Origin of the sequence: Kitasatospora sp. SC0581, from assembly GCF_048159585.1 — a bacterium.
Classification (GTDB): domain Bacteria; phylum Actinomycetota; class Actinomycetes; order Streptomycetales; family Streptomycetaceae; genus Kitasatospora.
In genome coordinates, this window is the sequence record NZ_JBLRWA010000005.1 from 328,657 (window position 1) to 350,540 (window position 21,884).

The 21,884-nt window shown below is 73.8% G+C and carries 20 protein-coding genes and 1 pseudogene; 14 read left to right on the top strand and 7 right to left on the bottom strand.

The genetic code is table 11. From position 1 onward, the window contains the following. Nucleotides 1–38 precede the first annotated feature (38 nt). The 4 genes from pqqB to pqqE are packed head-to-tail and all read left to right on the top strand — an operon-like array spanning nucleotide 39 to nucleotide 2,810. Complete coding sequence (gene pqqB, locus ACLWS4_RS12410) at nucleotides 39–851, top strand: pyrroloquinoline quinone biosynthesis protein PqqB (RefSeq protein ID WP_416874120.1); 813 nt, start codon at nucleotides 39–41, stop codon at nucleotides 849–851. Further along, nucleotides 845–1,519, top strand: coding sequence for a pyrroloquinoline-quinone synthase PqqC (gene pqqC, locus ACLWS4_RS12415; RefSeq protein WP_049654684.1), 675 nt, complete (start codon nucleotides 845–847; stop codon nucleotides 1,517–1,519). Before pqqB ends, pqqC begins: the two co-directional genes overlap by 7 nt. Next, nucleotides 1,516–1,755 carry a pyrroloquinoline quinone biosynthesis peptide chaperone PqqD gene (gene pqqD, locus ACLWS4_RS12420; protein ID WP_049654686.1) on the top strand — a complete coding sequence of 80 codons (240 nt, stop codon included), beginning with the start codon at nucleotides 1,516–1,518 and terminating at the stop codon, nucleotides 1,753–1,755. Before pqqC ends, pqqD begins: the two co-directional genes overlap by 4 nt. After that, nucleotides 1,743–2,810 carry a pyrroloquinoline quinone biosynthesis protein PqqE gene (pqqE, locus tag ACLWS4_RS12425; RefSeq protein ID WP_416874121.1) on the top strand — a complete coding sequence of 356 codons (1,068 nt, stop codon included), beginning with the start codon at nucleotides 1,743–1,745 and terminating at the stop codon, nucleotides 2,808–2,810. The genes pqqD and pqqE overlap by 13 nt, the downstream gene beginning before the upstream one ends. A gap of 67 nt (nucleotides 2,811–2,877) precedes the next feature. Here pqqE and ACLWS4_RS12430 read toward each other — a convergent pair whose 3' ends face one another. The 3 genes from ACLWS4_RS12430 to ACLWS4_RS12440 all read right to left on the bottom strand — a co-directional run bounded on the left by ACLWS4_RS12430 (nucleotide 2,878) and on the right by ACLWS4_RS12440 (nucleotide 5,221). Further along, entirely contained in the window at nucleotides 2,878–3,474 is a 597-nt protein-coding gene (locus ACLWS4_RS12430) for a TetR/AcrR family transcriptional regulator (RefSeq protein ID WP_416874122.1), read from the bottom strand. 76 nt (nucleotides 3,475–3,550) lie between these two features. Next, nucleotides 3,551–4,180: a histidine phosphatase family protein gene (locus tag ACLWS4_RS12435; RefSeq protein WP_416874123.1), complete on the bottom strand. Its 630-nt coding sequence runs from the start codon at nucleotides 4,178–4,180 to the stop codon at nucleotides 3,551–3,553. Between the two features lie 75 nt (nucleotides 4,181–4,255). Then, nucleotides 4,256–5,221 (bottom strand): oxidoreductase, encoded by a 966-nt coding sequence (locus tag ACLWS4_RS12440; RefSeq protein ID WP_416874139.1) that lies wholly within the window; start codon nucleotides 5,219–5,221, stop codon nucleotides 4,256–4,258. A gap of 181 nt (nucleotides 5,222–5,402) precedes the next feature. On the opposite strand from ACLWS4_RS12440, the gene ACLWS4_RS12445 reads away from it, so the two are divergent. Genes ACLWS4_RS12445 through ACLWS4_RS12455 form a run of 3 tightly spaced genes read left to right on the top strand, consistent with a single transcriptional unit; the run spans nucleotide 5,403 to nucleotide 7,737 of the window. Further along, nucleotides 5,403–6,293, top strand: coding sequence for a glycerophosphodiester phosphodiesterase (locus ACLWS4_RS12445; protein WP_416874124.1), 891 nt, complete (start codon nucleotides 5,403–5,405; stop codon nucleotides 6,291–6,293). A gap of 10 nt (nucleotides 6,294–6,303) precedes the next feature. Continuing rightward, entirely contained in the window at nucleotides 6,304–6,699 is a 396-nt protein-coding gene (locus ACLWS4_RS12450) for a hypothetical protein (RefSeq protein ID WP_416874125.1), read from the top strand. A gap of 15 nt (nucleotides 6,700–6,714) precedes the next feature. After that, nucleotides 6,715–7,737, top strand: coding sequence for a hypothetical protein (locus ACLWS4_RS12455; protein WP_416874126.1), 1,023 nt, complete (start codon nucleotides 6,715–6,717; stop codon nucleotides 7,735–7,737). A 10-nt stretch (nucleotides 7,738–7,747) separates the two neighbouring features. Here the strand turns inward: ACLWS4_RS12455 and ACLWS4_RS12460 are convergent, their stop codons facing one another. Next, complete coding sequence (locus ACLWS4_RS12460) at nucleotides 7,748–9,340, bottom strand: M4 family metallopeptidase (RefSeq protein WP_053112463.1); 1,593 nt, start codon at nucleotides 9,338–9,340, stop codon at nucleotides 7,748–7,750. A 159-nt stretch (nucleotides 9,341–9,499) separates the two neighbouring features. Between ACLWS4_RS12460 and ACLWS4_RS12465 the strand changes: the two genes are divergently transcribed. Together ACLWS4_RS12465 and ACLWS4_RS12470 are read left to right on the top strand one after the other, a co-directional pair. Continuing rightward, nucleotides 9,500–9,901 (top strand): GNAT family N-acetyltransferase, encoded by a 402-nt coding sequence (locus ACLWS4_RS12465; RefSeq protein ID WP_416874127.1) that lies wholly within the window; start codon nucleotides 9,500–9,502, stop codon nucleotides 9,899–9,901. A gap of 90 nt (nucleotides 9,902–9,991) precedes the next feature. Next, nucleotides 9,992–11,320, top strand: a complete 1,329-nt coding sequence (locus ACLWS4_RS12470) for a hypothetical protein (RefSeq protein ID WP_375876987.1) — start codon at nucleotides 9,992–9,994, stop codon at nucleotides 11,318–11,320. A 75-nt stretch (nucleotides 11,321–11,395) separates the two neighbouring features. On the opposite strand, the gene ACLWS4_RS12475 is transcribed toward ACLWS4_RS12470, so the two are convergent. Then, entirely contained in the window at nucleotides 11,396–13,495 is a 2,100-nt protein-coding gene (locus ACLWS4_RS12475) for an AMP-binding protein (protein ID WP_416874128.1), read from the bottom strand. A gap of 202 nt (nucleotides 13,496–13,697) precedes the next feature. Between ACLWS4_RS12475 and ACLWS4_RS12480 the strand changes: the two genes are divergently transcribed. The 5 genes from ACLWS4_RS12480 to ACLWS4_RS12500 all read left to right on the top strand — a co-directional run bounded on the left by ACLWS4_RS12480 (nucleotide 13,698) and on the right by ACLWS4_RS12500 (nucleotide 19,042). After that, nucleotides 13,698–14,522, top strand: coding sequence for an ABC transporter ATP-binding protein (locus ACLWS4_RS12480; RefSeq protein WP_049655803.1), 825 nt, complete (start codon nucleotides 13,698–13,700; stop codon nucleotides 14,520–14,522). A 194-nt stretch (nucleotides 14,523–14,716) separates the two neighbouring features. Next, nucleotides 14,717–15,865 (top strand): iron uptake system protein EfeO, encoded by a 1,149-nt coding sequence (gene efeO, locus ACLWS4_RS12485; protein WP_117486588.1) that lies wholly within the window; start codon nucleotides 14,717–14,719, stop codon nucleotides 15,863–15,865. Nucleotides 15,866–15,979: 114 nt separating this feature from the next. Further along, a complete protein-coding gene (gene efeB, locus ACLWS4_RS12490; protein WP_416874129.1) occupies nucleotides 15,980–17,281 on the top strand; it encodes an iron uptake transporter deferrochelatase/peroxidase subunit in 1,302 nt (433 codons plus the stop codon). Nucleotides 17,282–17,329: 48 nt separating this feature from the next. Next, nucleotides 17,330–18,178 (top strand): iron uptake transporter permease EfeU, encoded by an 849-nt coding sequence (gene efeU, locus ACLWS4_RS12495; RefSeq protein WP_387824206.1) that lies wholly within the window; start codon nucleotides 17,330–17,332, stop codon nucleotides 18,176–18,178. A 252-nt stretch (nucleotides 18,179–18,430) separates the two neighbouring features. Then, nucleotides 18,431–19,042, top strand: coding sequence for a DUF4232 domain-containing protein (locus ACLWS4_RS12500; RefSeq protein ID WP_158077734.1), 612 nt, complete (start codon nucleotides 18,431–18,433; stop codon nucleotides 19,040–19,042). A 139-nt stretch (nucleotides 19,043–19,181) separates the two neighbouring features. Here ACLWS4_RS12500 and ACLWS4_RS12505 read toward each other — a convergent pair whose 3' ends face one another. Beyond that, on the bottom strand, nucleotides 19,182–21,743 hold the full coding sequence (locus ACLWS4_RS12505; RefSeq protein WP_416874130.1) for an ABC transporter permease: 2,562 nt from the start codon (nucleotides 21,741–21,743) through the stop codon (nucleotides 19,182–19,184). Between the two features lie 62 nt (nucleotides 21,744–21,805). After that, nucleotides 21,806–21,884 (bottom strand): annotated as a pseudogene (locus ACLWS4_RS12510) (ABC transporter ATP-binding protein); the annotation flags it as partial.

Genomic DNA, 21,884 nt, shown 5'->3' on the forward strand with positions numbered 1-21,884 from the left:
CACCGGTAGGACCACCACTCGAAGAGGGAGGAAGCGCTGTGCGACTGCACGTACTCGGTACGGCAGCCGGCGGCGGTGTCCCGCAGTGGAACTGTGCGTGCCCCGGCTGTGCCGGGGCACGCGCGGTTCCGTCGCGCCGGCGGCTGCACGCGTCCGTCGCCGTGGAGACCGAGCCCGGCCGGGTGTACCTCGTGAACGCCACACCGGACATCGCCGAACAGATCGAGCGCTGCCCCTGGCTGCGCCCCGAGGGCCGGCGCACCCGGCTGTCGGGCGTGATCCTCACGGACGCCGAACTCGACCACACGCTCGGCCTGGCGCGGCTGCGCGAGGCCGACGAACTGGAGGTCATGGCGACCGACGCGGTCCGGGACGCCGTGCACAAGGGGCTCGGCCTCGGCGAGGTCCTCGCGCCCTACACCCGCCTGCGCTGGCGGGACTTCGACGGCGTCGCGCTCGAACCGCTCTCCGGCAAGCGCCCCCGCTACGCCCGGGACGCCTGCGACGGGGACTGGGTGAGCGCCCTGCGGGTGGGCGGACTGCTCTACGCGCCGTCGACCGGCGTCTGGACCGACGGGTTCGGCGAGGACGCCGACCTGGTCCTGGTCGACGGCACCTTCTGGGACGACGAGGAGCCGCGCACCGCCGGGTTCTCCACGAAGTCCGCCACCGGGATGGGCCACCTGCCCGTGCTCGCCACCCGAGACCGGCTCGCCGCCCTGTCCGCCCGGTGCCTCTACACCCATCTGAACAACACCAACCCGCTCGTCGACCCGGACTCCCCCCTCCACGCGGAGCTGGCGGACCGGGGCCTCGGGGTGGCCGCGGAAGGAGCGGTCCTCACATGGTGACGACCTTCGAGAGCGAGCTCAGGGCCGTGCCCGAGCGCCGCTACCACCACCGGCACCCCTTCAACCTGAGGATGCACCAGGGGCTCCTGCTGCCGGAGGAGCTGCGCACCTGGATCCTCAACCGGTTCCACTACCAGCGGCACATCCCGGTCAAGGACGCGCTGATCCTCGCCAAGCTGGAGGACCCCGCCCTGCGCCGGCTGTGGATCCGCCGGATCACCGACCACGACGGCGGCGACGGCGACGAAGGCGGCATCGAGCGCTGGCTGCGGCTCGGCGAGGCGGCCGGGCTCGATCGTGCCGACCTGCTCTCGGGCCGCGGGGTGCTGCCCGGAGTGCGGCTCGCCGTCGACGGCTACGTCAACCTCTGCCGTCACGGCACGCCCCTGGAGGCCGTGGCCGCCTCGTTGACCGAACTGTTCGCGCCGGACCTGATGGCCACCCGGATCGCCGCCTTCGAGCGCCACTACACCTGGATCGAGCCCGTGGGCCTCGCCTACTTCAGGACCCGCGTCGGTCAGGGCCGCCGGGACAGCGACGAGGCGCTGTCCCTGGTGCTGTCCTGGGCGCGCACCCGGGCCGAGCAGGAGGCCGCCATCGCGGCGCTCTCCTACAAGTGCGAGCTGCTGTGGACCCTCCTCGACGCCGTCGAACGGGCCCCGGCGTGACCTGGCGACCGGCCCTGAGCGGGTACGCGCGGCTGCGCCACTGCCCGGTGCGGAACAGCACGCTGCTGGTCGTCCCGGAGCGCATCGTCGTCCTCAGTGCCGAGGCGGCCGCGATCGTCGGACTGTGCGACGGCACCCGGACCGTACCGGAGATCACCACCGAGTTCCCGGCCGAGGGGGCCGACGACGTCGTGGTCTTCCTCGACGACCTGAAGGAGCGGGGATGGCTGCGGTGAACCCGCCCTGGGCCATGCTGGCCGAACTCACCCACGGCTGCCCCCTGCGCTGCCCGTACTGCTCCAACCCGATCGAACTCACCTCCCGTGAAGCGGAACTGACGACAGATCAGTGGCTGGACGTGCTGACGCAGGCCGGTGAACTCGGGGTCGCGCACGTCCACCTGTCGGGCGGCGAACCGCTGTTGCGGCGCGACCTGACCGAGATCGTCGCGGGGGCCGACCGCGCCGGGATCTACGCCCAGCTCGTCACCAGCGGACTCGGCCTGACCCGGGAGCGGCTGGCCGCGCTGACCGCGGCCGGGCTGCCCAGCGTCCAGCTCTCCGTCCAGGGCGCCGACGCCGCCTCCTCCGAGCTGATCGCCGGACGGCGGTCGTTCGCGGCGAAGGAGCGGGCCGCCGCGCTGGTCCGCGAGGCCGGACTGCCGCTGGGCCTCAACGTCGTCCTGCACCGCCTGAACCTCGACGACATCGACGCGATCGTGGACCTCGGCATCGCCTGGGGCGCGGTGCGCGTCGAACTCGCCAACACGCAGTTCTACGGCTGGGGGCTGGCCAACCGGGCCGCCCTCATGCCCACCCGGGACCAGCTGGACCGCGCCCGGGAGGCGGTCGAGCGCCGACGGCGGCGGACCGGCGTCGAACTCGTCTGGGTCGTCCCCGACTACTTCGACGGCGTCGCCAAGCCCTGCATGGGCGGCTGGGGCGCGGTCTCCCTGACCGTCGCCCCCGACGGCCGGGTCCTGCCCTGCCCCGCCGCCTACGACCTCCCACTGGACCTGCCGAACGTCCGCGACCACGCCCTCGCCTGGATCTGGTCCGAGTCGTCGGCCTTCCGGGCCTACCGCGGCACCGACTGGCTGCCCGAGCCCTGTGCCTCCTGCGCCCTCCGGGAGGTCGACTTCGGCGGCTGCCGCTGCCAGGCCTTCGCCCTCACCGGCGACCCGGGGCGGACCGATCCCGCGTGCGCGCTGTCGCCCGACCACGGCCTGATCACGGAGCTCGCCGCCCGGCAGGACGGGGACCTCGTCTACCGGGACCCGGCCGGCCGCTGAGGCCGCGCTCCGCGGGTCGGCGTTCCCTTCGGATCCGGTCGGCCCGCCGCCCGTCCGGTGTTCGGGTTCAGGTGGCGCTTGCGTGGTCCTGCGTAGCGCCGAGCAGCCGCCGGACGGCCTGCCGGGCGTGGTCCAGCGGTTCGGGGCCGCGCCGGACGGAGGCGAGCAGGACGGCGCCCTCCACCAGGGCGAGGGTCTGCCCGGCGGCGACCCGGGCCTGCGCCGGGCCGAAGCCCTCGTCCTCCAGCCGGTCGGCCAGGATCCGCTGCCAGCCCGCGTACAGCTCGGCGCAGAGCGCCCGCAGCGCCTCGTTGGTGCCGGCCACCTCCAGGGCGACGGTGGCGATCGGGCAGCCGCTGGTGTACCGGGAGCGCTCCAGTCGTTCGGCGAAGGCGTCGATCAGCCGCCCGGCGAGGGTGACGGTGCCGGCGCCCTCACCGGCCAGGGAGGCGAGCAGCGCCTCGACCTCCTGGCCGGCCTGGGTGAGCGCGGCGGCCACCAACTGGTCCTTGCCGCCGGGGAAGTGGAAGTAGAGCGAGCCGCGCGGGGCGCCGGTGGCGGCGACGATCCGGTTGAGTCCCGTCCCGAAGTAGCCCTGCGCCTCGATCAGTTCCCTGGTGCCGGCGATCAGCCGGGCCCGGGTCTCCTCACCCTTGACTCCCATGCGGCGATAGTAGACCGGTCTGCATATTCCTGTCGACGGGCCTTCGAGCCTCCCTTGAGCGATGATTGACCGATCGTCAGAAACGGTACTGGGGCGGGTAGCCGGTCCAGTGCAGCTCCTCCGGCAGGTGGCCCTGGTCGTTCAGCAGCAGAACGGCGGGCGGCCGTCCGGGCGTGTAGCGCAGGACGGTCAGCGCCGCGTTGGCGGCGTTGACGCCGAGCCACCGCCAGGCCGGGGCGTCCAGGGCGTGCCGGACCAGCCAGCCGACCAGGAAGGCGTGGGTGACGACCAGTTCGTGCCGCTCCTCGCGGCCCGGCACCGGCCCGGTGAACCGTTCGACGGCCCGCCGCGCCAGCGCCGCGCCCTCCTCCCGCTCCGCCGCCGTGGTGCCCCCGAGGAAGTCCAGCAGGAACCGCGCGCCGTCGGCGGGCAGTTCGTCCCGCGCGGGCACGTACGGAACGAAGTCCCCGGCCTCCTCGCAGGGTTCCGGCCGCACGCCGGTCAGCTGCTCCGCGACCAGCCGCGCGGTCTCGGCCGCCCGGGGCAGCGGGCCGTGGTGCAGCGCCGAGACCGGGCGGCCGGCCAGCCGCCGGCCCAGCAGCGCGGCCTGCCGGCGCCCGGCGGCGGTGAGTCCGCTGTCGTCGCCGTGGGACTCGGCCTCGCCGTGGCGGGCCAGGTAGAGGTAGCGGGTGGCGGTGTCGGTCATGCCGTGGGACTCCTCGGGAGGGACGAAGATCATGTCGTCCCGAGTGACACACCGGGGGCCGCGCCCGGTTCCGGCTCAGCCCGTGGGGGCCGCGTCCGTGTGGGCCCGGCCCGTGTGGGCCTCGTCCAGCAGCGCCAGCTCCTCCGCCGACAGCCGCAGCGCCCCGGCGGCGACGTTCTCCTCCAGGTGCGCCACGTCGCCGGTGCCCGGGATGGCCAGCACGTGCGGGCCGCGGTGCAGCGTCCAGGCCAGCCGGACCTGGGCGGTGCTCGCCCCGCGTGCCTCGGCCACCGCCCGGACCTGGGCGGGCTCGGCCTCCCCGGCGCCGTCCTGCCGTCCGGCCCCGGCGATCGCGTAGAAGGGGACGAAGGCGATGCCCTGCTCCCCGCAGATCCGCAGCAGCTCGTCCTGCTCCGGCGTGGCGCCGATGCCGTACGGGTTCTGCACGCAGACCACCGGCGCGATGGCCTGAGCCTCGGCGAGCTGGTGCGGGTGGACGTTGGACAGGCCCAGCTGCCGGATCAGCCCGGCCTCGCGCAACTCGGCCAGCGCGCCGAAGCGTTCGGCGACCGAGTCGGTGCCGAGGATGCGCAGGTTCACCAGGTCGAGGTGGTCGCGGCCGAGCTGGCGCAGGTTCTGCTCGACCTGGGCGCGCAGCCGCGCGGGGGTGCGGGCGTGCTCGACCCACTCGCCGTCGATGCCGCGGCCGGGGCCGACCTTGGTGGCGATCACCAGGTCGTCGGCGTACGGCGCGAGCGCCCGGTTGATCAGCTCGTTGGCGGAGCGCAGCGGGGAGAAGTAGAAGGCCGCCGTGTCGAGGTGGTTGACGCCCAGCTCGACCGCGCGGCGCAGCACCCGCAGCGCCTGCTCACGGTCGCGCGGGACGGCGTGCGGGACGAGTGCCGGGCCGGTCTGCGGCAGGCGCATCGTGCCGAAGCCGATCCGGTGGACGGTGCGGTCGCCGAGCTTCCAGGTGCCGGCGGCGGCCGCGGTGGTGGCGGGGGTGGCGGCTGCGGTGGTGGCGGTGCCGTCGGACGTCATGCCGGTCATGATCGCTACTGAACCGGCCTGACCGCCAGTGATTCGAACATGTCCATGAGGATGGGGGCGGGGGCCGCGTTGGGGGAGGGGTGGCCGGGCGTTCCGCCGTCCGTCGTCATGTCGGCCGGGCACACCGGTGTCGGCGGCGAGGGCGCGTCCCGCCGACCGTAGCGTGCGGGACATGACACCCCAACGGCACCCCCGGCACCCCTACACCCGACGGGCCGTCCTCGTCGCCGCGCTGCTCGGGGCCGCCCTCGGCGCCGTCGCGCTCACCGGGACACCGGCACGACCGTCCGCTGCCCGGCTGCGCCCGGCCGGTGCGCCGCCGACCGTGTACGCGCACCGCGGCGCCTCCTCCGCCGCGCCCGAGAACACCCTGGTCTCCGACGAGGTGGCCCGGCGGGCCGGCGCCGAGTGGATCGAGGACGACGTCCAGCCCAGCAGGGACGGCGTCCCGTACGTGCTGCACGACGACACGGTGGACCGCACCACCGACGGCACCGGCCGGATCCGCGAGCTGACCGCCGCCCAGCTCGACGCGCTGGACGCCGGCTCCTGGTTCGCCCCCGCCTACGCGGGCACCCGGCTGCCGACCCTGGCCGCCCAACTGGAGGACCTGCGCAGCCGCGGCGGCAGGCTGCTGCTGGAGATCAAGGGCCCGCACAGCCGCGACGAGGTCGCCCGGATCGTCCAGGAGGTGCGCGACCACGGCATGGCCGACCGGGTCCTCGTCCAGAGCTTCGAGGTGGACGCCCTGCGCCACACCCGCGAGCTGGCCCCCGAGCTGCCGCTCGGCCTGCTCCGCTCCACCCTGGACGCCGACCCGGTCGCCACCGCCCGCGACCTCGGCCTGTCCGCCTACAACCTCGCGGACGACGCGCTGTCCGCCCGCCCCGGCGTGGTCGGGGAGCTGCACGCCGCCGGGGTGGCGGTGAACGTCTGGACGGTCGACCGGCCCGCCCGCTGGCAGGTGCTCGCGGCGGCGGGCGTGGACGGGATCATCACCAACCGCCCGGCCGAGCTGGCCGGTTGGAGCGCGGCCTGGTCGGCGCGGGGCGCCGCCGGTTAGGCTGCCGGGCGTGGAGCAGGAGAACGCGGCGGGCGCCCGGCCGGTGGACGAACAGGCCGGGGCGGACTGGATCCGCGAGCACCTCGGCGTGGTCCTGGAGCCGCAGGGCTCGCTGACCGCCTTCGACGGGCGCCTCGTCATCGACCTGGACACCCAGGTCGTCACCGTGGACGGCCGTGAGGTCCGGCTCCACCGCTCGGACGTCAAGCTGCTGCGCGGCCTGATCGCGCTGGGCGAGGGCGTGCACGCGCCGGACACGATCCTGTGGAAGGTCTACGACGCGACGCTTCACCCCCACGAGCTGAGGTACCCGATGGCGCTGCTGCGGGCGAAGCTCGGCGAGCCCGACTGGATCGTGCGGACCGAGGAGGGCCGCTACGGCCTGCGGCCCCCGGAGCTGCCGTAGCCGCATACTGACGGCATGACGGGTGGAGACGGCGGCCGGGGTCCGGACCGGCGCGGGGTGCTGCGGGCGGGCGCGGCGGCGGCGCTGGCGCTGGGCGCGGCGGGGTGCACGGGCGGGAGCACGTCACGGGCGGCCGGGCCGAGTCCGAGCACGACGACGCCCGCGACACCGGCCGGAACGCTGACCGAGACACCCGCGCCCACCCCGCTGCCCCGCCCGCCCCTCTGGCAGCCCGGCCCCGGCGAGATCCAGCCCGACGTCAAGCGCCGCGCCGTCGAGCTGGTCGCCGCGCTCGGCGCCTGGCCGCCCGGCGGGCAGGGAGTGGAGGCGGCCCGGGCCCGGGTGGCGGCGCTCGGCCTGCCGCCCGCGCTGGCCGACGCCGCCGGTCCGTTGGCCCCGGCGGCGTCGGAGGCGAGCCTGGAGGTGGTGGTCGCCCAGTACGGCGGCATCCTCGACGACTCGGCGAGCGTGCTGGTGGTGTGCCGGCAGTGGACCCGAGGCCCGGACGGCTCGGTGGCCGAGGGCGGCACCACGGTGGACGTCCGGCTGGGCCGGGCCGAGCCGCGCTGGACCGTCACCGACCTGCGTCCGGGTGTCGCGGGCCCGGCCGCCGCCGCGCCGTCGCCCGCGGTGGCCCGGGTGCTGGCCGAGCCCCGGATCGAGCTGCCGCCGGAGGCCGCCGCCGACCTGCGCGGCGGCACGGTCCACGACAGCGTGCTGGAGGCGATGCTGCGGCTGGCCGGCCCGTACACGCTCTCGGTGAGCGTGGTGCGGACCGGCCACCCGCTGGACGTCTTCGGGACGACCCGGCCCAGCGACCATCCGCTGGGCCGGGCCTTCGACGTCTGGCGGATCGACGGCCTGGCGGTGGTGGACCCGGGTACGTCCCGGCAGCTGGTCGAGTCCTTCATGCGGGACGCGGCCGCCGCCGGTGCGTACAACGTGGGCGGTCCGGTGGCGGTCCCGGGCGGCGTCGGCAACCAGTTCTTCACCGACGACACCCACCACGACCACTGCCACGTGGGCTTCAACCACTAGGCACCGTACGTCAGTTGACGTTGACGCCGCTCCAGGCCGCCGCGACCGCGTTGTACTCGGCGCTGCCGGCGCCGTACAGGTCGCGGGCCGCGTTCAGGGAGGCGGAGCGGGCGCCCTTGTAGGTGGTGGTGGAGGTCATGTAGACGGTCAGCGCGCGGTACCAGATCTTGGCGACCTTGGCGTTGCCGATACCGGCCAGCGTGGAGTTGTTGCAGGTCGGGCTGGTGTAGGTGACGCCGTTGACGGTCTTGGTGCCGCTGCCCTCGCTGGCCAGGTAGAACCAGTGGTTGCCGACGCCCGAGGAGTAGTGGACGTCGAGCTTGCCGACGCCGCTGCTCCAGCAGTCGGCCGAACGGCCGTCCAGCGAGGGCTTGTCGAAGCGGCGCAGCCACGGCGGGGTGGACTGGTCGCTGAACAGGTAGTCGCCCTTGTCGACGCTGTTGTTGGCGTACCACTCGACCATGGTGCCGAAGATGTCGCTGGTGGACTCGTTGAGGCCGCCGGACTCGCCGCTGTAGCGCAGGTTGGCGGTGGCGCTGGTGACGCCGTGGGTCATCTCGTGGCCCATGGTGTCGAGGTCCACCTGCTCCGGGTCGGTGGTGCCGTCGCCGTCGCCGGTCATCATGCAGAAGCAGGTGTCGGACCACTGGGCGTTGTCCCAGTTGGTGCCGACGTGGACGAAGACGGTGGCGCCCTTGCCGTCGTTCTTGATGCCGCTGCGGCCGTGGACGTTCTTGTAGTAGTCGTACGTCCAGGCGGTGTTGGCGTGGGCGTCGACGGCGGCGGTGGTGCGGTCGGAGGAGAACTTCTTTCCGTCGCCCCAGACGTTGGTGGTGCTGGTGATCGCGGTGCCGGAGGAGGCCTTGAGCGAGCTCGCGGCGACGTTGTTGGCGTCCTTGGTGACGTGGCCGCGGACCGGATCGGTCAGGGTGTAGCCGCCGTTCGCGGCGGTGGTGTCGATGGTGACCGTGCCGGTGTACTCGGAGTTCCCGGTGCCGGCCGCCTGGTGCTCGGCGTCGTAGGACTCGATCTGCTCGCCCGTGGTGGCGTCGGTGACGACCACCTTGCCGGCCGGCTGGCCGTGCTCGCCGGTGCCCTCGACGGTGGTGCGCCAGGCCAGCCGGGGGGTGCCGTCGGCGGCCCAGACGACCAGCTCGGGGCTGCTGACGGCGTCCTTGACACCCGGGGCGGCGGCCAGCGCGCCGGCCGCGCCGGACTGCGCGGTCACCTTGGGGACGGTCGACTTCACGGCGGCGTCGTGGGCGGCCGCGCGGGAGGAGTCCTTGAGCCGGCCCTTGGCGTCCTGGTGGACGACCAGGTCGCCGCCGACCACCGGCAGGCCCTGGAAGGTCCGGTCGAAGCGGACGTGGGTGGCACCGTCGGCGTCGACCACGACGTCCTTGAGCACGAGGTCCTGGCCGGCGCCGAAGCCGAACACCCCCGCGTTGTGGGCGACGTTGGCTCGGGCCTGGGATATCGCGGCCTCGCGCATGCCGGGGGCGGCGGAGGCGGTGGCGGCCGGGACGGTGGCGCCGGCGAGGGCGGCGACGACCACGAAGGCCGCGGCCACGCGGGCACGGCGGGAGGAGGACGTGGGGATCACTCGGACTCCAGTGGGGGTAGCTGTGCAGGGAAAGGAGCTGCGACCGAGATTGACGGGGGTCAGTCAGATTGAGCTAGAGGAAAGGTCATAACTTTGCCAAGTCGTGTCCTTGGTCGATAAAAAATGATCGGAAGTTAACAAGGGCTCTACAGTGCCGTCGTGACGATCGACTACCTGTGGCGCGGCCAGCTCACCGATCCCGAACTCGACGCCCTGCACGCCGAGGCCTTCGGCCACCCCGTGGAACCCGGCGGCCGGCTCGCCCGGCTGGAACGGCACAGCCTCGGCTGGGTCACCGCCCGCCGCACCGCCGACGGCGCCCTGCTCGGCTTCGTCAACCTCGCCTGGGACGGCGGCGTCCACGCCTTCCTGCTCGACACCGCGGTCTCCCCGGACGCCCGGCGGCAGGGCGTCGCCACCCGGCTGGTCGCGGAGGCCGCCGACGGCGCCCGCGCGGCCGGCTGCGCCTGGCTGCACGTCGACTTCGAGCCGCACCTGCGCCCCTTCTACCTCGACGCCTGCGGCCTGCGCCCCACCGACGCCGGGCTGTTGGCGCTCTGACACCTTGCCGCCGGGCCGCCGCCAGGCCGCCGGACCTCTGGTGCTCCGACACTGGGCGGCCGGCCCGCCGAGGCCCTACGCTTCCGCCCCATGGACGGATGGGTGGGGGCCTGGACCGGCGGCCGGGCGGCGGTCCACGTGGGCGACGTCGCGGACTTCAACGCGCAGTTCTTCGCCCCCGGCATGGACCCGGCGCAGCGCCTGCGACGGCTGCGGCACGCCCACCACTACGCCTGCCTGGCCGCCTGCTACAGCCCCGAACCGGCGCTGCTGGTGCTGCCCGCCGAGGTCGCCCCGGAGTGGACCGACTGGCTGGCCCGGGAGTTGGCCTGGGGCCCGGTCGAGGTGCACAGCGGCGTGGCACCGGACCGCACGGTGGCCGAGGCCCTCGCCGACCGTCCCGCCCTGGCGGCCCGGATCGCCGACTCCGGCCGTCCGGTGGTGGGGTGGGGCCGGACGGCCGCGCAGGGCGAGGGGCCCGAGCTGGCCGCCGTCCGCCGCTACGAGTCCAAGGCCGCCGCGCACGACCTGTTCACCGCCCTCGCCCCCGGGCACCCCGGCATCCGGGTGCCGCACCAGGAGCGCCCGGGCGGCCGACGCCGGGCGGCCCGCCGGCTGACCGCCCGCGCCGTCCGGGGCCTGACCACGGTGCTGAAGAGCCCGTACGGCGTCGGCGGCTACGGCACCGTCGTGGTGGAGCCCGCCGAACTGTTCGCCGCGGGCGGCGGCCGGGCCCTGCTGCGGCGCCTGGTCCGCACCGAACTCCTGCCCGCCGACGGGGAGTTGCTGCTGGAAGAGTACGTCGACGCCGGCCCGTCCGCCCGGCTTCGCGACCTCACCCAGGACGCCCTGGTCGGCCCGGACGGCACCGTCCACCCGGTCGGCGCGGGCGCCATGGAGGTGGCCGGCACCCGCTACCAGGGCGTCACCGTCGGCCCCGGCGCGGTGCCGGGGGACGCCGCCGACACCGCCCGCCGGTTCGCCGTGGCGGTGGGGGAGCGGCTGGCCGCCGAGGGCTACCGGGGCTGGTACGACGTCGACTTCGTCACCGACCGGGAGCGCCGGCTCGCCCCCACCGAGATCAACCTGCGGCTCACCGGCCCGGCCGTCGCCCTCGTGCTGCGCGCCCGCCTCGACGCGGTGCGCGGCCCCGGCCACCTGGTCCGCACCCTGGACGCGATGCCGCTCGGCGCCCGGCTCGACCAGGCCGCGCTGCACGACCATCTGGAACGGCTGCGGCCGCGCTGCGCCCGGCTCGGCGTCACCCTGCTGCCGCTGATCCCGACCGCCTCCCGCGAGCCGGAGCCCTTCGTCGGCCTCGCCCTGGCCGGGCCGGACACCGAGTCGCTGGACGCGGCCGAGGCGCTGGTCGCCGCCGCGAACCACGGGCTGGCCCGGATGTTCGAGGCGCTGCGCTGAGCCGCCGGCGACGTCGGGCGCGCCTGAGCAGTCGCCGCTGGAGTCGGACCCGCCTGAGCCGCCGCCGGGGTCCCGTCACTCCTTCCCGGCCGGCGGCCGCCAGAGCACGAAGCGCACCAGCACCAGCGCCGCGAGCATCAGCGGGACGTTGAACGCGAACACCATCGCCGTCTCGCGCGGCCAGTCGGTGGCCCTGGTGAGCCGGTAGAGGTTGTCCTGCGGCCACCAGTTGACCAGCAGCCAGGCGATCGCCAGATGGGTCAGCAGCGACAGCCCGAACGGCCTGCCCAGCCGCAGGACGGCCTCGAAACCGATGGTGAGGTAGACGATCCCGGCGCCGAAGGCCAGGTTCTCGCAGAGGTACAGCAGCTGGAAGAAGCCGCGGTACGGGGAGGGGACGCCCGTGAGGTCGGTCGAGCCGGGGAAGAGCGCGAAGGTCATCGCCCAGGCCGCGAAGGCGAACACCAGGACGCAGACCACCGCCGCGCAGCCGCCGGTGAAGCCCGCGTTCCCGGAACGCCGGCCCCCGGCCTTGCCGCCGCCCTTGCCGCCGCTCCGCCCGCCCGCCTTGGCGGAGCGCGGGGCGGCGTGCTCCGGCGGGGCCGGCAGCGGCAGTGCCGCGCGGTCCAGCTTGCCCGCCCGGGTGCGCGGCAGCTCGCGCAGCGTGACGACGGCGGCGGGCACCGGGCGGCCCCTGAGCTTCCTCTCCAGGTACTGGGAGAGCGACCAGCCGTCCGCCCCGTACACGGCCGGATCGGTCACCGCGTAGCCGACCAGCCGCCGCCGCCCCGGTACCGGCTCCACGTAGACGACGGCCGCCTCCCGCACCGCCGGGTGCCCGCGCAGCGCGCCCTCCGCGTGGACCGCCGCCCGCACCCGCGCCAGCACGCCGGTCGGCCGCTCCGCGCCGAGCGGGCCGACCACGGTCGCGGCCCGGGCGGTGAACTCCAGTACGCCGTCCGCCCGCAGCACCCCGAGGTCGCCGGTCAGCAGCACCCGGCCGTCCGGGTCGAAGTCCGCGCGGACGAAGCGGCGGGCGGTGTCCGTCGGCCGGTTCAGGTAGCCGCGGGCCAGGCCGGCGCCGGCGATCGCGATCTCCCCCGTCATGCCCTGCTTGGCGGGGGTGCCGTTCGGGCCCAGCACGTACACCCGGGTGCCGGGGAAGGGCCGGCCGACCAGCGAGACCCGTTCGGCGCCCTCGGCGGCCGCGGTGCCCCGGGCGTCGAACCAGGTGCTGTCCACGGTGGCCTCGGCCAGCCCGTAGACGTTCAGCACCCTCGCCTCCCCGCCGAGCAGCCGCTGCAGGCCCAACTGCTCGTCCAGGTACCACTTCTCGGCGCCCACGGTGAGCAGCCGCACCCCGGGCAGCCTGCCGCCGGTCCGCGTCAGCAGGGCGGTCAGCCGGCGCGCGGTGCGGACGTTCAGCTCCAGGACGGTGATCCGCTCGGCGGCGACCAGGGCGGGCAGCGCGCCGAGGTCGGCGGCGCGGTCCAGGGTGAGGTTGAACGGGGTGACGACCAGGGTCGCGCCGGTGCCGAGGGCCCGGACCCAGTCGGCGGTGAAGACGTCGAACTCCAGGCTCGCGGTCTGCAGGATCCGGTCCTCGGCGGTGAGCCCGTACACCTCGCGCCAGCCCGCGTACGCGGCCAGCAGGTTGCGGTGCTCGATCAGCGCGCCGAGGGGCAGGCCGGTGGCGCCGGAGGTGTAGAAGACGCAGGCGAGGTCGGCGGCGGTGACCTCGGGCGGCTCGAAGGGGGCCCGCGCGGGGGCGGCCGTGTCGACGCAGACCAGCGGCGCCCCGCCCGCGTCCGCCAGTCGGACCCGGTGGCGCTCCTCGGTCACCACCACGTCCGGTGCGGCGTCCGCCAGCACGTGCCGCAGCAGCGCGTCCGGCGCGGTGGGCTCCAGCGGCACGAACGCCGCGCCCGCCGTCAGCACGGCCAGCAGCGCCACGTACACCTCGGTGCCCCGGCCCAGCGCGACCGCCGCCCGCCCGCCCGGGGCCAGGCCCCGCTCCGCCAGCACGGCGGCCAGCCGCCCGGCCCGCCCCACCAGCTCCCCGTACGTGAGCTCCTGCCCGCCGCAGCGCACGGCCACCGCGGCCGGCGCCCGGCGGGCCCATTCCTCGACCAGCCCGTGCAGCGTGCCGGCGGCCCGTTCCCCGTCCGCGGTCATCGAGTCCCCCCTCGTCCCCCCTCGGAAAGGGCACCATCCTCCTCCCAACTCCCGCCGGGCGACAGGGTTCTGGCGCGTCCACCCCTCGGACGCCCCGACCTCCCGCGACTCGACGGTTGTACTCTGCACGCGGACGGACGGCGCCGGACCGTCCCGTGCGGCGCCCCGCCCGCACCCTGCCCGGCACCGTGATCGGAGTCCCATGAACTCATCCGCCCCCGACTTCGCCGGGCCCGTGCTGCGCACCCGCGACGTGGACGTCGTGCGCGACGGCCGCCACCTGCTGCGCGGGATCACCCTGGAGATCCGGCCCGGCGAGCACTGGGCGCTGCTCGGCCCCAACGGCGCCGGCAAGTCCACCCTGCTCGCGCTGCTCGGCGCCGTCTCCCACCCCACCCGCGGCGAGGTGGACGTGCTCGGCCGCCGGCTCGGCCGGGTGGACGTCCGCGAGCTGCGCGCCCATCTCGGGCACGTCAACCCGCGCCACCCGCTGCGCTCGCCGCTGAGCGTGCGCGAGGTGGTGCTCACCGGCTACACCAACACGATCGAGCCGGAGTTCCACCGCAAGCCGGCCCCGGAGGCGCTGGAGCGGGCCGAGCAGCTGATCGACACGCTCGGCATGCGCGCGATGGCCGAGGCCGCGTGGACGACGCTCTCCCAGGGCGAGCGCGGCCGGGCCCTGATCGCCCGCGCGCTGATGCCCAGCCCCCGGCTGCTGCTGCTCGACGAGCCGGCCACCGGGCTCGACCTGACCGCCCGGGAGCTGCTGCTGGACAGCCTGGACCTGCTGCGCCACCAGCACCCGGAGCTGGCCAGCGTGCTGGTCACCCACCACCTGGAGGAGCTGCCGGAGAGCACCACCCACGCCCTGCTGCTGCGCGGCGGCGAGTGCGTGGCGGCCGGGCCGGTGGACGAGGTGATGACCACGGAGCTGATCAGCGAGACCTTCGGCCACCCGATCCGGATCAGCCGGCACGAGGGCCGCTGGACGGCCCGGGCCGCGGCCCGCCGGACACCGGGACGGTAGCCGCCCGCCGGGACGGTGGCGGCCTGCCGGGCAGGACGGCCGCCCGCCGGACACCGGGACGGTAACGGTTCAGGGGGTGGGTGTAGACGGAAAATCGTCTTTACGTAAGGTATGCCTTAGCTAATGATGGTCTGCTGGTCCCCGGCCGGCCGCACTGCCTTGGCACACCCATGCCCTTTCCCGTTGGAGCCCGCATGTCCGCCCGTCGCCGTTCCACCGCAGCCGCGCTGCTCACCCTCGCCGTGGCGACCGCAGCCCTGGCCGGCTGCGCGTCCAAGAAGGACGACAAGGCCGGCGGCTCCGACGCGGTCAAGGTGAACGCGACCGACACCGCCTGCGAGGTCTCCAAGACCACCTTCCCGGCCGGCCACGTCGTCCTGGACATCAGCAACAAGGGCTCCAAGACCACCGAGGTCTACGTCTACGGCGACGGCGACAAGATCGTCACCGAGCGCGAGAACATCGGCCCCGGCACCAAGGCGAGCATCAACGCCGAGATCAAGGCCGGCTCGTACGAGATCGCCTGCAAGCCCGGCATGGTCGGCAACGGCATCCGCCAGAAGATCACCGTCACCGGCGAGGGCGGCAGCGCCGCGCCGGCCGACCCGCGCCTGGCCGCCGCCGTCGACGCCTACCGGAAGTACGCCCAGGAGCAGGCCGACGCCACCATCCCGGCCGTCGAGGCCTTCGCCGCCGCGATCAAGGCGGACGACCTGGAGAAGGCCAAGTCGCTGTACGCGCCCTCGCGCACCGGCTGGGAGCGCACCGAGCCGGTCGCCGAGAGCTTCGGCGACGTCGACCCGAAGACCGACACCCGCGAGGACAAGCTGGAGCCGGGCCAGGCCTGGACCGGCTGGCACAAGCTGGAGAAGTCGCTCTGGGCCGACGCGAAGATCGGCGACGACGAGAAGAAGCTCGCCGACCAGCTGGTCGCCGACCTCAAGGACTGGCAGAAGAAGATCCCCGAGGCGGAGATCACCGCGACCAGCATGGCCAACGGCGCCAAGGAGCTGCTGGACGAGGTCGCCACCAACAAGATCACCGGTGAGGAGGACCGCTACAGCCACACCGACCTGGCCGACTTCCACGCCAACGTCGAGGGCGCGCAGAAGGCCTACGAGCTGCTGAAGCCGGTCGCCTCCGAGAAGGACGCGGAGCTGGCGAAGACGCTGGACTCCGAGTTCGCCGCCATCAACACCCTGCTGGCCAAGTACAAGCAGGCCGACGGCACCTTCACCTCCTACGACAAGGTCACCGAGGCCGAGCGCAAGGCCTTCTCCGACGCGGTCAACTCGCTGGGCGAGCCGCTGTCGAAGCTGGCCGCCGCCGTGGTCGTCAAGTAACCGGCCACCCCACCCCGAAGTACCCCGCCGACGCCGTGGCGGCCCGCGATCCGGGCCCCACGGCCTCCGCGGGTCAGCGCAGAAGTCCAGCACAGTAGAAGGGCCCGCCCGCCGATGGACGCGGAGAACGAGCAGCAGAACGGGACGCCGGCCGCCGCCGACGCCACCGGGACCAGGGGCGCGGTCAGCCGACGCGCCGTCATCGGCTGGGCCGGCGCGGGCGTCGCGCTCGGCGCCGCCGCCGTCGGCTCGGTCGCCGCGGCCACCCGGCAGGACGACGCCGTCCCGGCCGCCGCCCCCGTCGGCGCCGAGGTGCCGTTCTACGGCGAGCACCAGGCGGGCATCTCCACCCCGGTCCAGGACCGGCTGCACTTCGCCGCCTTCGACGTCTCCGAGAAGGCCACCCGGGAGTCCCTGGTCAAGCTGCTCAAGGAGTGGACCAAGGCGGCCGCCGCGATGACCGGCGGCCGCGAGGTCGGCACCGGCGCGGTGCCCGGCTCGCCGGAGGCGCCGCCGGACGACACCGGCGAGGCCCTCGGCCTGCCCGCCTCCCGGCTCACCCTGACCATCGGCTTCGGGCCGAGCCTGTTCGAGAAGGACGGCGTCGACCGCTTCGGCCTCCAGGCCAAGCGCCCCGAGGGCCTGATCGACCTGCCGAACTTCAAGGGCGACAAGCTCGACCCGACCCGCAGCGGCGGCGACCTCTGCGTCCAGGCCTGTGCCGACGACCCGCAGGTCGCCGTGCACGCGATCCGCAACCTGGCCCGGATCGGCATGGGCACCGTCAACATCCGCTGGTCGCAGCTCGGCTTCGGCAAGACCTCCTCGACCACCCCGGACGAGCAGACCCCGCGCAACCTGATGGGGTTCAAGGACGGCACCCACAACATCGCGGGCACCGACGGCGCGAAGCTGGCCGACCACGTCTGGGCCGCCCCCGGCGACGGCCCGGAGTGGATGACCGGCGGCTCCTACCTGGTCGCCCGGCGGATCCGGATGCACATCGAGACCTGGGACCGCGCCTCGCTGAAGGACCAGGAGGACACCTTCGGCCGCACCAAGGGCGAGGGCGCCCCGTACGGCAAGGGCAAGGAGCACGACGCGCCGGACCTCGCGGCGATGCCCGCGACCTCGCACGTCGCCCTCGCCCACCCGGACGCCAACAGCGGCCTGATGATCCTGCGCCGCGGCTTCTCCTTCACCGACGGCACCGACGGCCTCGGCCGCCTGGACGCCGGGCTGTTCTTCCTCGCCTACCAGCGCGACACCCGCAAGGCCTTCGTCCCGCTCCAGCAGAAGCTCGCGGCGAGCGACAAGCTCAACGAGTACATCCAGCACGTCGGCTCCGCCCACTTCGCCTGCCCGGCGGGCGTGCGCAAGCCGGGGGAGTGGTGGGGCCAGGCCCTCTTCGGCTGACACCCCTCCTGTTCTCCCGTACCATCTCGACACCCCCCAGGAGCCCGCGTGTTCGGCAACTACCTGATCGGCCTGCGCGAAGGCCTCGAAGCCAGCCTGGTCGTCTGCATCCTGATCGCCTACCTGGTCAAGACCGGCCGCAAGGACCGGCTGCCGCCGGTGTGGATCGGCGTCGGCTCGGCCGTGGCGCTCTCCATGGCCTTCGGCGCGGTGCTCCAGTTCGGCTCCTCGCAGCTCACCTTCGAGGCCCAGGAGGCGCTCGGCGGCTCGCTGTCGATCATCTCGGTCGGCCTGGTGACCTGGATGGTCTTCTGGATGCGGCGCACCGCCCGGCACCTGAAGACCGAGCTGCACGGCAAGCTGGACGCGGCGATCGCGATGGGCACCACCGCCCTGGTGGTCACCGCCTTCCTGGCCGTCGGCCGCGAGGGCCTGGAGACGTCCCTGTTCATCTGGACCGCCGTCCAGGCCACCGGTGACGGCTGGAACCCGCTGATCGGCGCCGCGCTCGGCCTGCTCACCTCGGTGGTGCTCGGCTGGCTGTTCTACCGGGGCGCGCTGAAGATCAACCTGGCCAAGTTCTTCACCTGGACCGGCGCGATGCTGGTCGTGGTCGCGGCCGGCGTCCTCGCCTACGGCGTGCACGACCTCCAGGAGGCCGGCTGGCTGCCCGGCCTGCACAACACGGCCTTCGACATCTCCAGCACCATCCCCAAGGACAGCTGGTACGGCACCCTGCTGAAGGGCGTGTTCAACTTCCAGCCGGACCCGACGGTGCTGCAGCTGGTGGTCTGGCTGCTCTACCTGGTCCCGACCCTGGCGGTGTTCTTCAACGTCCTCGGCGGCGGCAGGAGCAAGAAGCCCGCCCAGCCGGTGGCCGCCAAGCCGGCCGCCTGATCCGGCCGTTCGACCTGCTCCACCCGTAGCACCCGCTCCACCCCGCTCCACCCGTACCGCCCCGTCCGGCACCCGCCGGTCGGGGCGGTTTCGTAGGAGCGGAGCCAGTTCTCGCCAGGAGCGGTCGGAATCAGTCAGGAAGACGACGAAAACGGTCAGCTCTGACAAACTGCAGTCCCAGTGGAACCGTTGCGCCACCACCTTCGTACTTAGGGTGACAGCACCATGCCATTACCCACACATGGGGGGAACATGACCGTTCGCAGGCCTGCCAGGTTAGTCGCCGCCGGTGTCGCCGCCCTCGCGGCGACCGTGTTGCTGACCGCGTGCGACGACGTGAAGTACACCGACGACAAGCCGGGCGACCCGAAGGCGAGCGCCGCCGGGGCCACCGTCCCGGGTGACCCGATGGCCGGCCAGGCGGCCGGTTCGCGCTGCAAGAGCGACGACATCACCGCCACCGTGCAGCTCAAGGGCGCGGGCTCGGCGATGCTGACGATCAAGAACAAGAGCAGCCACAACTGCACCCTGTACGGCTACCCGGGCTTCGGCGGCCTGAAGGCCGACAACAGCGCGGACGCGCTGGCGGCCAACCGCGAGTCGCACCCCGGGCCCGCGGTGCTGGTCACCCTGAAGCCCAACAAGTCCGGCTACGCGGGCCTCAAGTGGAGCGCCTGCGACAAGTCGGACGCGACCTGCCACGTGCTCACCGGCCTCCAGGTCACCGCGCCGGACGAGACCACGGCGGTCAACGCCGAGGTGCTGGGCACCGACGGCAAGCCGGCCGGCCAGCTGCTGGTCTCGGCCGCCGGGCTGACCACCGGCACCCTGCAGCCGAACAACGAGAAGGTGCTGTTCAACTGATCCGCTTCACCCGATCCGGTTCACCTGATGCTGTCCGGTTGACGATGTCCACCTGATGACGCTCGCCTGATGACACGACGGAGCCCCCGGGCCGGTTCTTCCGAACCGCCCCGGGGGCTCCGTCCGTTCCGGGCCCGGACTACTGGCTCTTGATCGAGTCCAGGATGTCCAGCTTCGCCGCCCGGTGGGCCGGCCAGAGCGCGGCCAGCAGGCCGATCACGGCGGCCGCGAGCAGGAAGCCGACGGTCTGCACCGGCGGCACCACGGTGGTGATGTCCTTGAGGCTGTCCGCCAGCGTGCGCACACCCGCCCAGGCGACCAGGATGCCGAGTCCGACACCCACCAGCCCGCCGAACAGCGCGATCAGCAGCGACTCCAGCCGGACCATCCGGCGGATGCCGAGCCGGTCCAGGCCGATCGCCCGCAGCATGCCGATCTCCCGGCGGCGCTCGAACACCGACATGGCCATGGTGTTGACCACGCCGAGCACCGCGATGACCACGGACATGCCGAGCAGCCCGTACATCATGTTCAGGATGCCGGTGATCATCTGGCGGTTCTCCGCCTTGATCTCCTTCGCGCCCTTGACCGCGATCAGCGGGTTGCCGCCGGTCGCGTCGCGCAGCGCCTGCTTCAGCTCCTCGGTCGCGCCGTTGGTGCCCTTGACCAGGACCTTCTCCAGGCCGGTGGCGGGCGCCAGGTGCGGGGCGACCACGGCCTCCGGGACGATGACCGAGGCCAGCGCGGTGTTGGCCTCCAGGATGCCGCCGACGGTCAGCGAGCCCTTGGCGCCGTCCGGGTAGGTGACGGCGAGGGTGTCGCCGACCTTGTAGCCGGCGCGCTCGGCGCGGCCCGAACTGACCAGCAGCCTGCCCTGCTTGAGGGCGTCCGGGGAGCCCTCCTTGACCTTGACGGTGGCCACCTGGTCGATGGTCGCGGCGTCCACCGCGGTCATCCACTCGCTGTCCTCGCCGTTCTGCCCCGTCTTGACGGTGACGCTGCGCTCGGCGCTGATCACGCTGACGCCGGGCGCCTTGGCGATCTGGGCGGCGACCTCGGGGGAGAGCTTCGAGAAGTTCTGCATGGCGACGGTGTAGTCGGCCTTGAGGTCGGTCTCGGCGGCCTTGTCCACGGCCTGGTTCACCGAGGCGCCGATCACCGTCAGCGAGGTGATCAGGGTGACGCCGATGGTCAGCGCCGAGGCGGTCGCGGCGGTGCGGCGCGGGTTGCGGACCGCGTTCTCCTGGGCCAGCTTGCCCGGGGCGCCGTACACGGCGCGCAGCAGCGGGGCGAACAGCGCGATCAGCGGCCGGGACAGCAGCGGGGTCAGCACGAACACGCCGATCAGCAGCGTGCCGGCGCCGAGGCCGACCAGCTTGACCTCCTTGCCGGCCACACCGCCGGCCAGCGCGGCGAGGCCGGCCAGGGAGAACAGCAGGCCGATGGTGTTGCGGATCCGCAGGCCCTTCTGGGTCGCGGGCTGCTCGGCCGAGCTCATCGCCGCCACCGGGGCGATCCGGGAGGCCCGGCGGGCGGGCAGCCAGGCGGCCAGCACCGTCACCAGCACGCCGACGGCGAGCGCGGCGACCACCGTGGTCGGGGCGATGATCAGCGGGCCGTCCGGCAGGTTGGCGTCCATCGGGCCGTTGAGCAGCGACTTGAGTCCGGCGGCGATGCCGATGCCCGCCAGCAGACCGGTCACCGCGGCGGTCAGGCCGACCAGCACGGCCTCGATCAGCACCGAGCGGGTGATCTGGCGGCGGGTGGCGCCGACGGCGCGCAGCAGCGCCAGCTCCTTGGTGCGCTGGGCGACCAGCATGGTGAAGGTGTTGGCGATGATGAAGATGCCGACGAACAGCGCGATGCCCGCGAAGCCCATCAGGACGGTGGTCAGGACGGTGGTGCCCTTCCTGATCATCTCGTCCTGCTCGGCGGCGAGTTCACGGCCGGTCTTCGCCTCGATGGAGTCGCCCTGCGGGACGGCCTGCTTGACGGCGGTGAGCAGCGCGGCGTCGTCGGTGCCCGGCTTGGACCTGACGTCCAGCTCGGCGTAGCGGCCCGGGGTCAGGTAGAGCTGCTGGGCGGTGGCGGTGTCGAAGGCGGCGAGCGAGCCGCCGGCCACCACGCGCGGGTCGTTGGTGGTCAGGGTGCCGGTGAGCTTGAGCTTCATCACCGGGCCGTTGACCGCGACCCGGACGGTGTCGCCGACCTTGTAGCCGCCCTTGTCGGCGGTCTTGCGGTCCAGCGCGATCTCGGTGGCGTCCTTCGGGCCGCGGCCCTCGACCAGCGGGTAGCGCGGGTCGGTGCCGTCGGCGCCCGGCACGTAGTTGGTGCCGGTGGTGGAGAAGCCGTTGCCGATCAGCGCGCCCTTGGTGTCGGCGATGCCGGCGAAGCCGCTGACCACGCCGCGGACCTCGGCGACGCCGGGCACCGCGGCGACCTTGGTGCGGGTCTCCTCGGTGAGCGTCGGGCCGGCGAGCTGCTCGCCGCGGTCGTCACTGAGGTTGCGGGCCTCGCGGTCGGCGACCGTGACGGCGACGTCGGTGTAGCTCTTGGAGTTCTGGGTCCTCAGCGCGTTGCCGAAGGTGTCGGAGAAGACCAGCGTGCCGGACACGAAGGCGGTGCCGAGCATGACGGCCAGTACCGTCATCAGCAGCCGGCCCTTGTGGGCGAGCACATTGCGCAGTGCGGTGCGGAACATGAGGGAGTGTCAGTCCTGGGGGTACTCGGGGGACGGGTGGCTTCGGGCCTCGGTGGGCCGGATCAGCTGGTGCGGCCCTTGGCGTCGAAGCGGCGCATGCGGTCCAGGACGGTGTCGGCGGTGGGCTGGTGGAGTTCGTCG

Bases quoted from the DNA above. Each gene is read 5' to 3' on its own strand.
- pqqC (WP_049654684.1), top strand. From the start codon at position 845: ATGGTGACGACCTTCGAGAGCGAGCTCAGGGCCGTGCCCGAGCGCCGC.
- pqqE (WP_416874121.1), top strand. From the start codon at position 1,743: ATGGCTGCGGTGAACCCGCCCTGGGCCATGCTGGCCGAACTCACCCAC.
- ACLWS4_RS12430 (WP_416874122.1), bottom strand. From the start codon at position 3,474: ATGGGAGTCAAGGGTGAGGAGACCCGGGCCCGGCTGATCGCCGGCACC.
- ACLWS4_RS12435 (WP_416874123.1), bottom strand. From the start codon at position 4,180: ATGACCGACACCGCCACCCGCTACCTCTACCTGGCCCGCCACGGCGAG.
- ACLWS4_RS12440 (WP_416874139.1), bottom strand. From the start codon at position 5,221: ATGACGTCCGACGGCACCGCCACCACCGCAGCCGCCACCCCCGCCACC.
- ACLWS4_RS12445 (WP_416874124.1), top strand. From the start codon at position 5,403: ATGACACCCCAACGGCACCCCCGGCACCCCTACACCCGACGGGCCGTC.
- ACLWS4_RS12455 (WP_416874126.1), top strand. From the start codon at position 6,715: ATGACGGGTGGAGACGGCGGCCGGGGTCCGGACCGGCGCGGGGTGCTG.
- ACLWS4_RS12470 (WP_375876987.1), top strand. From the start codon at position 9,992: ATGGACGGATGGGTGGGGGCCTGGACCGGCGGCCGGGCGGCGGTCCAC.
- ACLWS4_RS12475 (WP_416874128.1), bottom strand. From the start codon at position 13,495: ATGACCGCGGACGGGGAACGGGCCGCCGGCACGCTGCACGGGCTGGTC.
- ACLWS4_RS12480 (WP_049655803.1), top strand. From the start codon at position 13,698: ATGAACTCATCCGCCCCCGACTTCGCCGGGCCCGTGCTGCGCACCCGC.
- efeO (WP_117486588.1), top strand. From the start codon at position 14,717: ATGTCCGCCCGTCGCCGTTCCACCGCAGCCGCGCTGCTCACCCTCGCC.
- efeB (WP_416874129.1), top strand. From the start codon at position 15,980: ATGGACGCGGAGAACGAGCAGCAGAACGGGACGCCGGCCGCCGCCGAC.
- ACLWS4_RS12500 (WP_158077734.1), top strand. From the start codon at position 18,431: ATGACCGTTCGCAGGCCTGCCAGGTTAGTCGCCGCCGGTGTCGCCGCC.
- ACLWS4_RS12505 (WP_416874130.1), bottom strand. From the start codon at position 21,743: ATGTTCCGCACCGCACTGCGCAATGTGCTCGCCCACAAGGGCCGGCTG.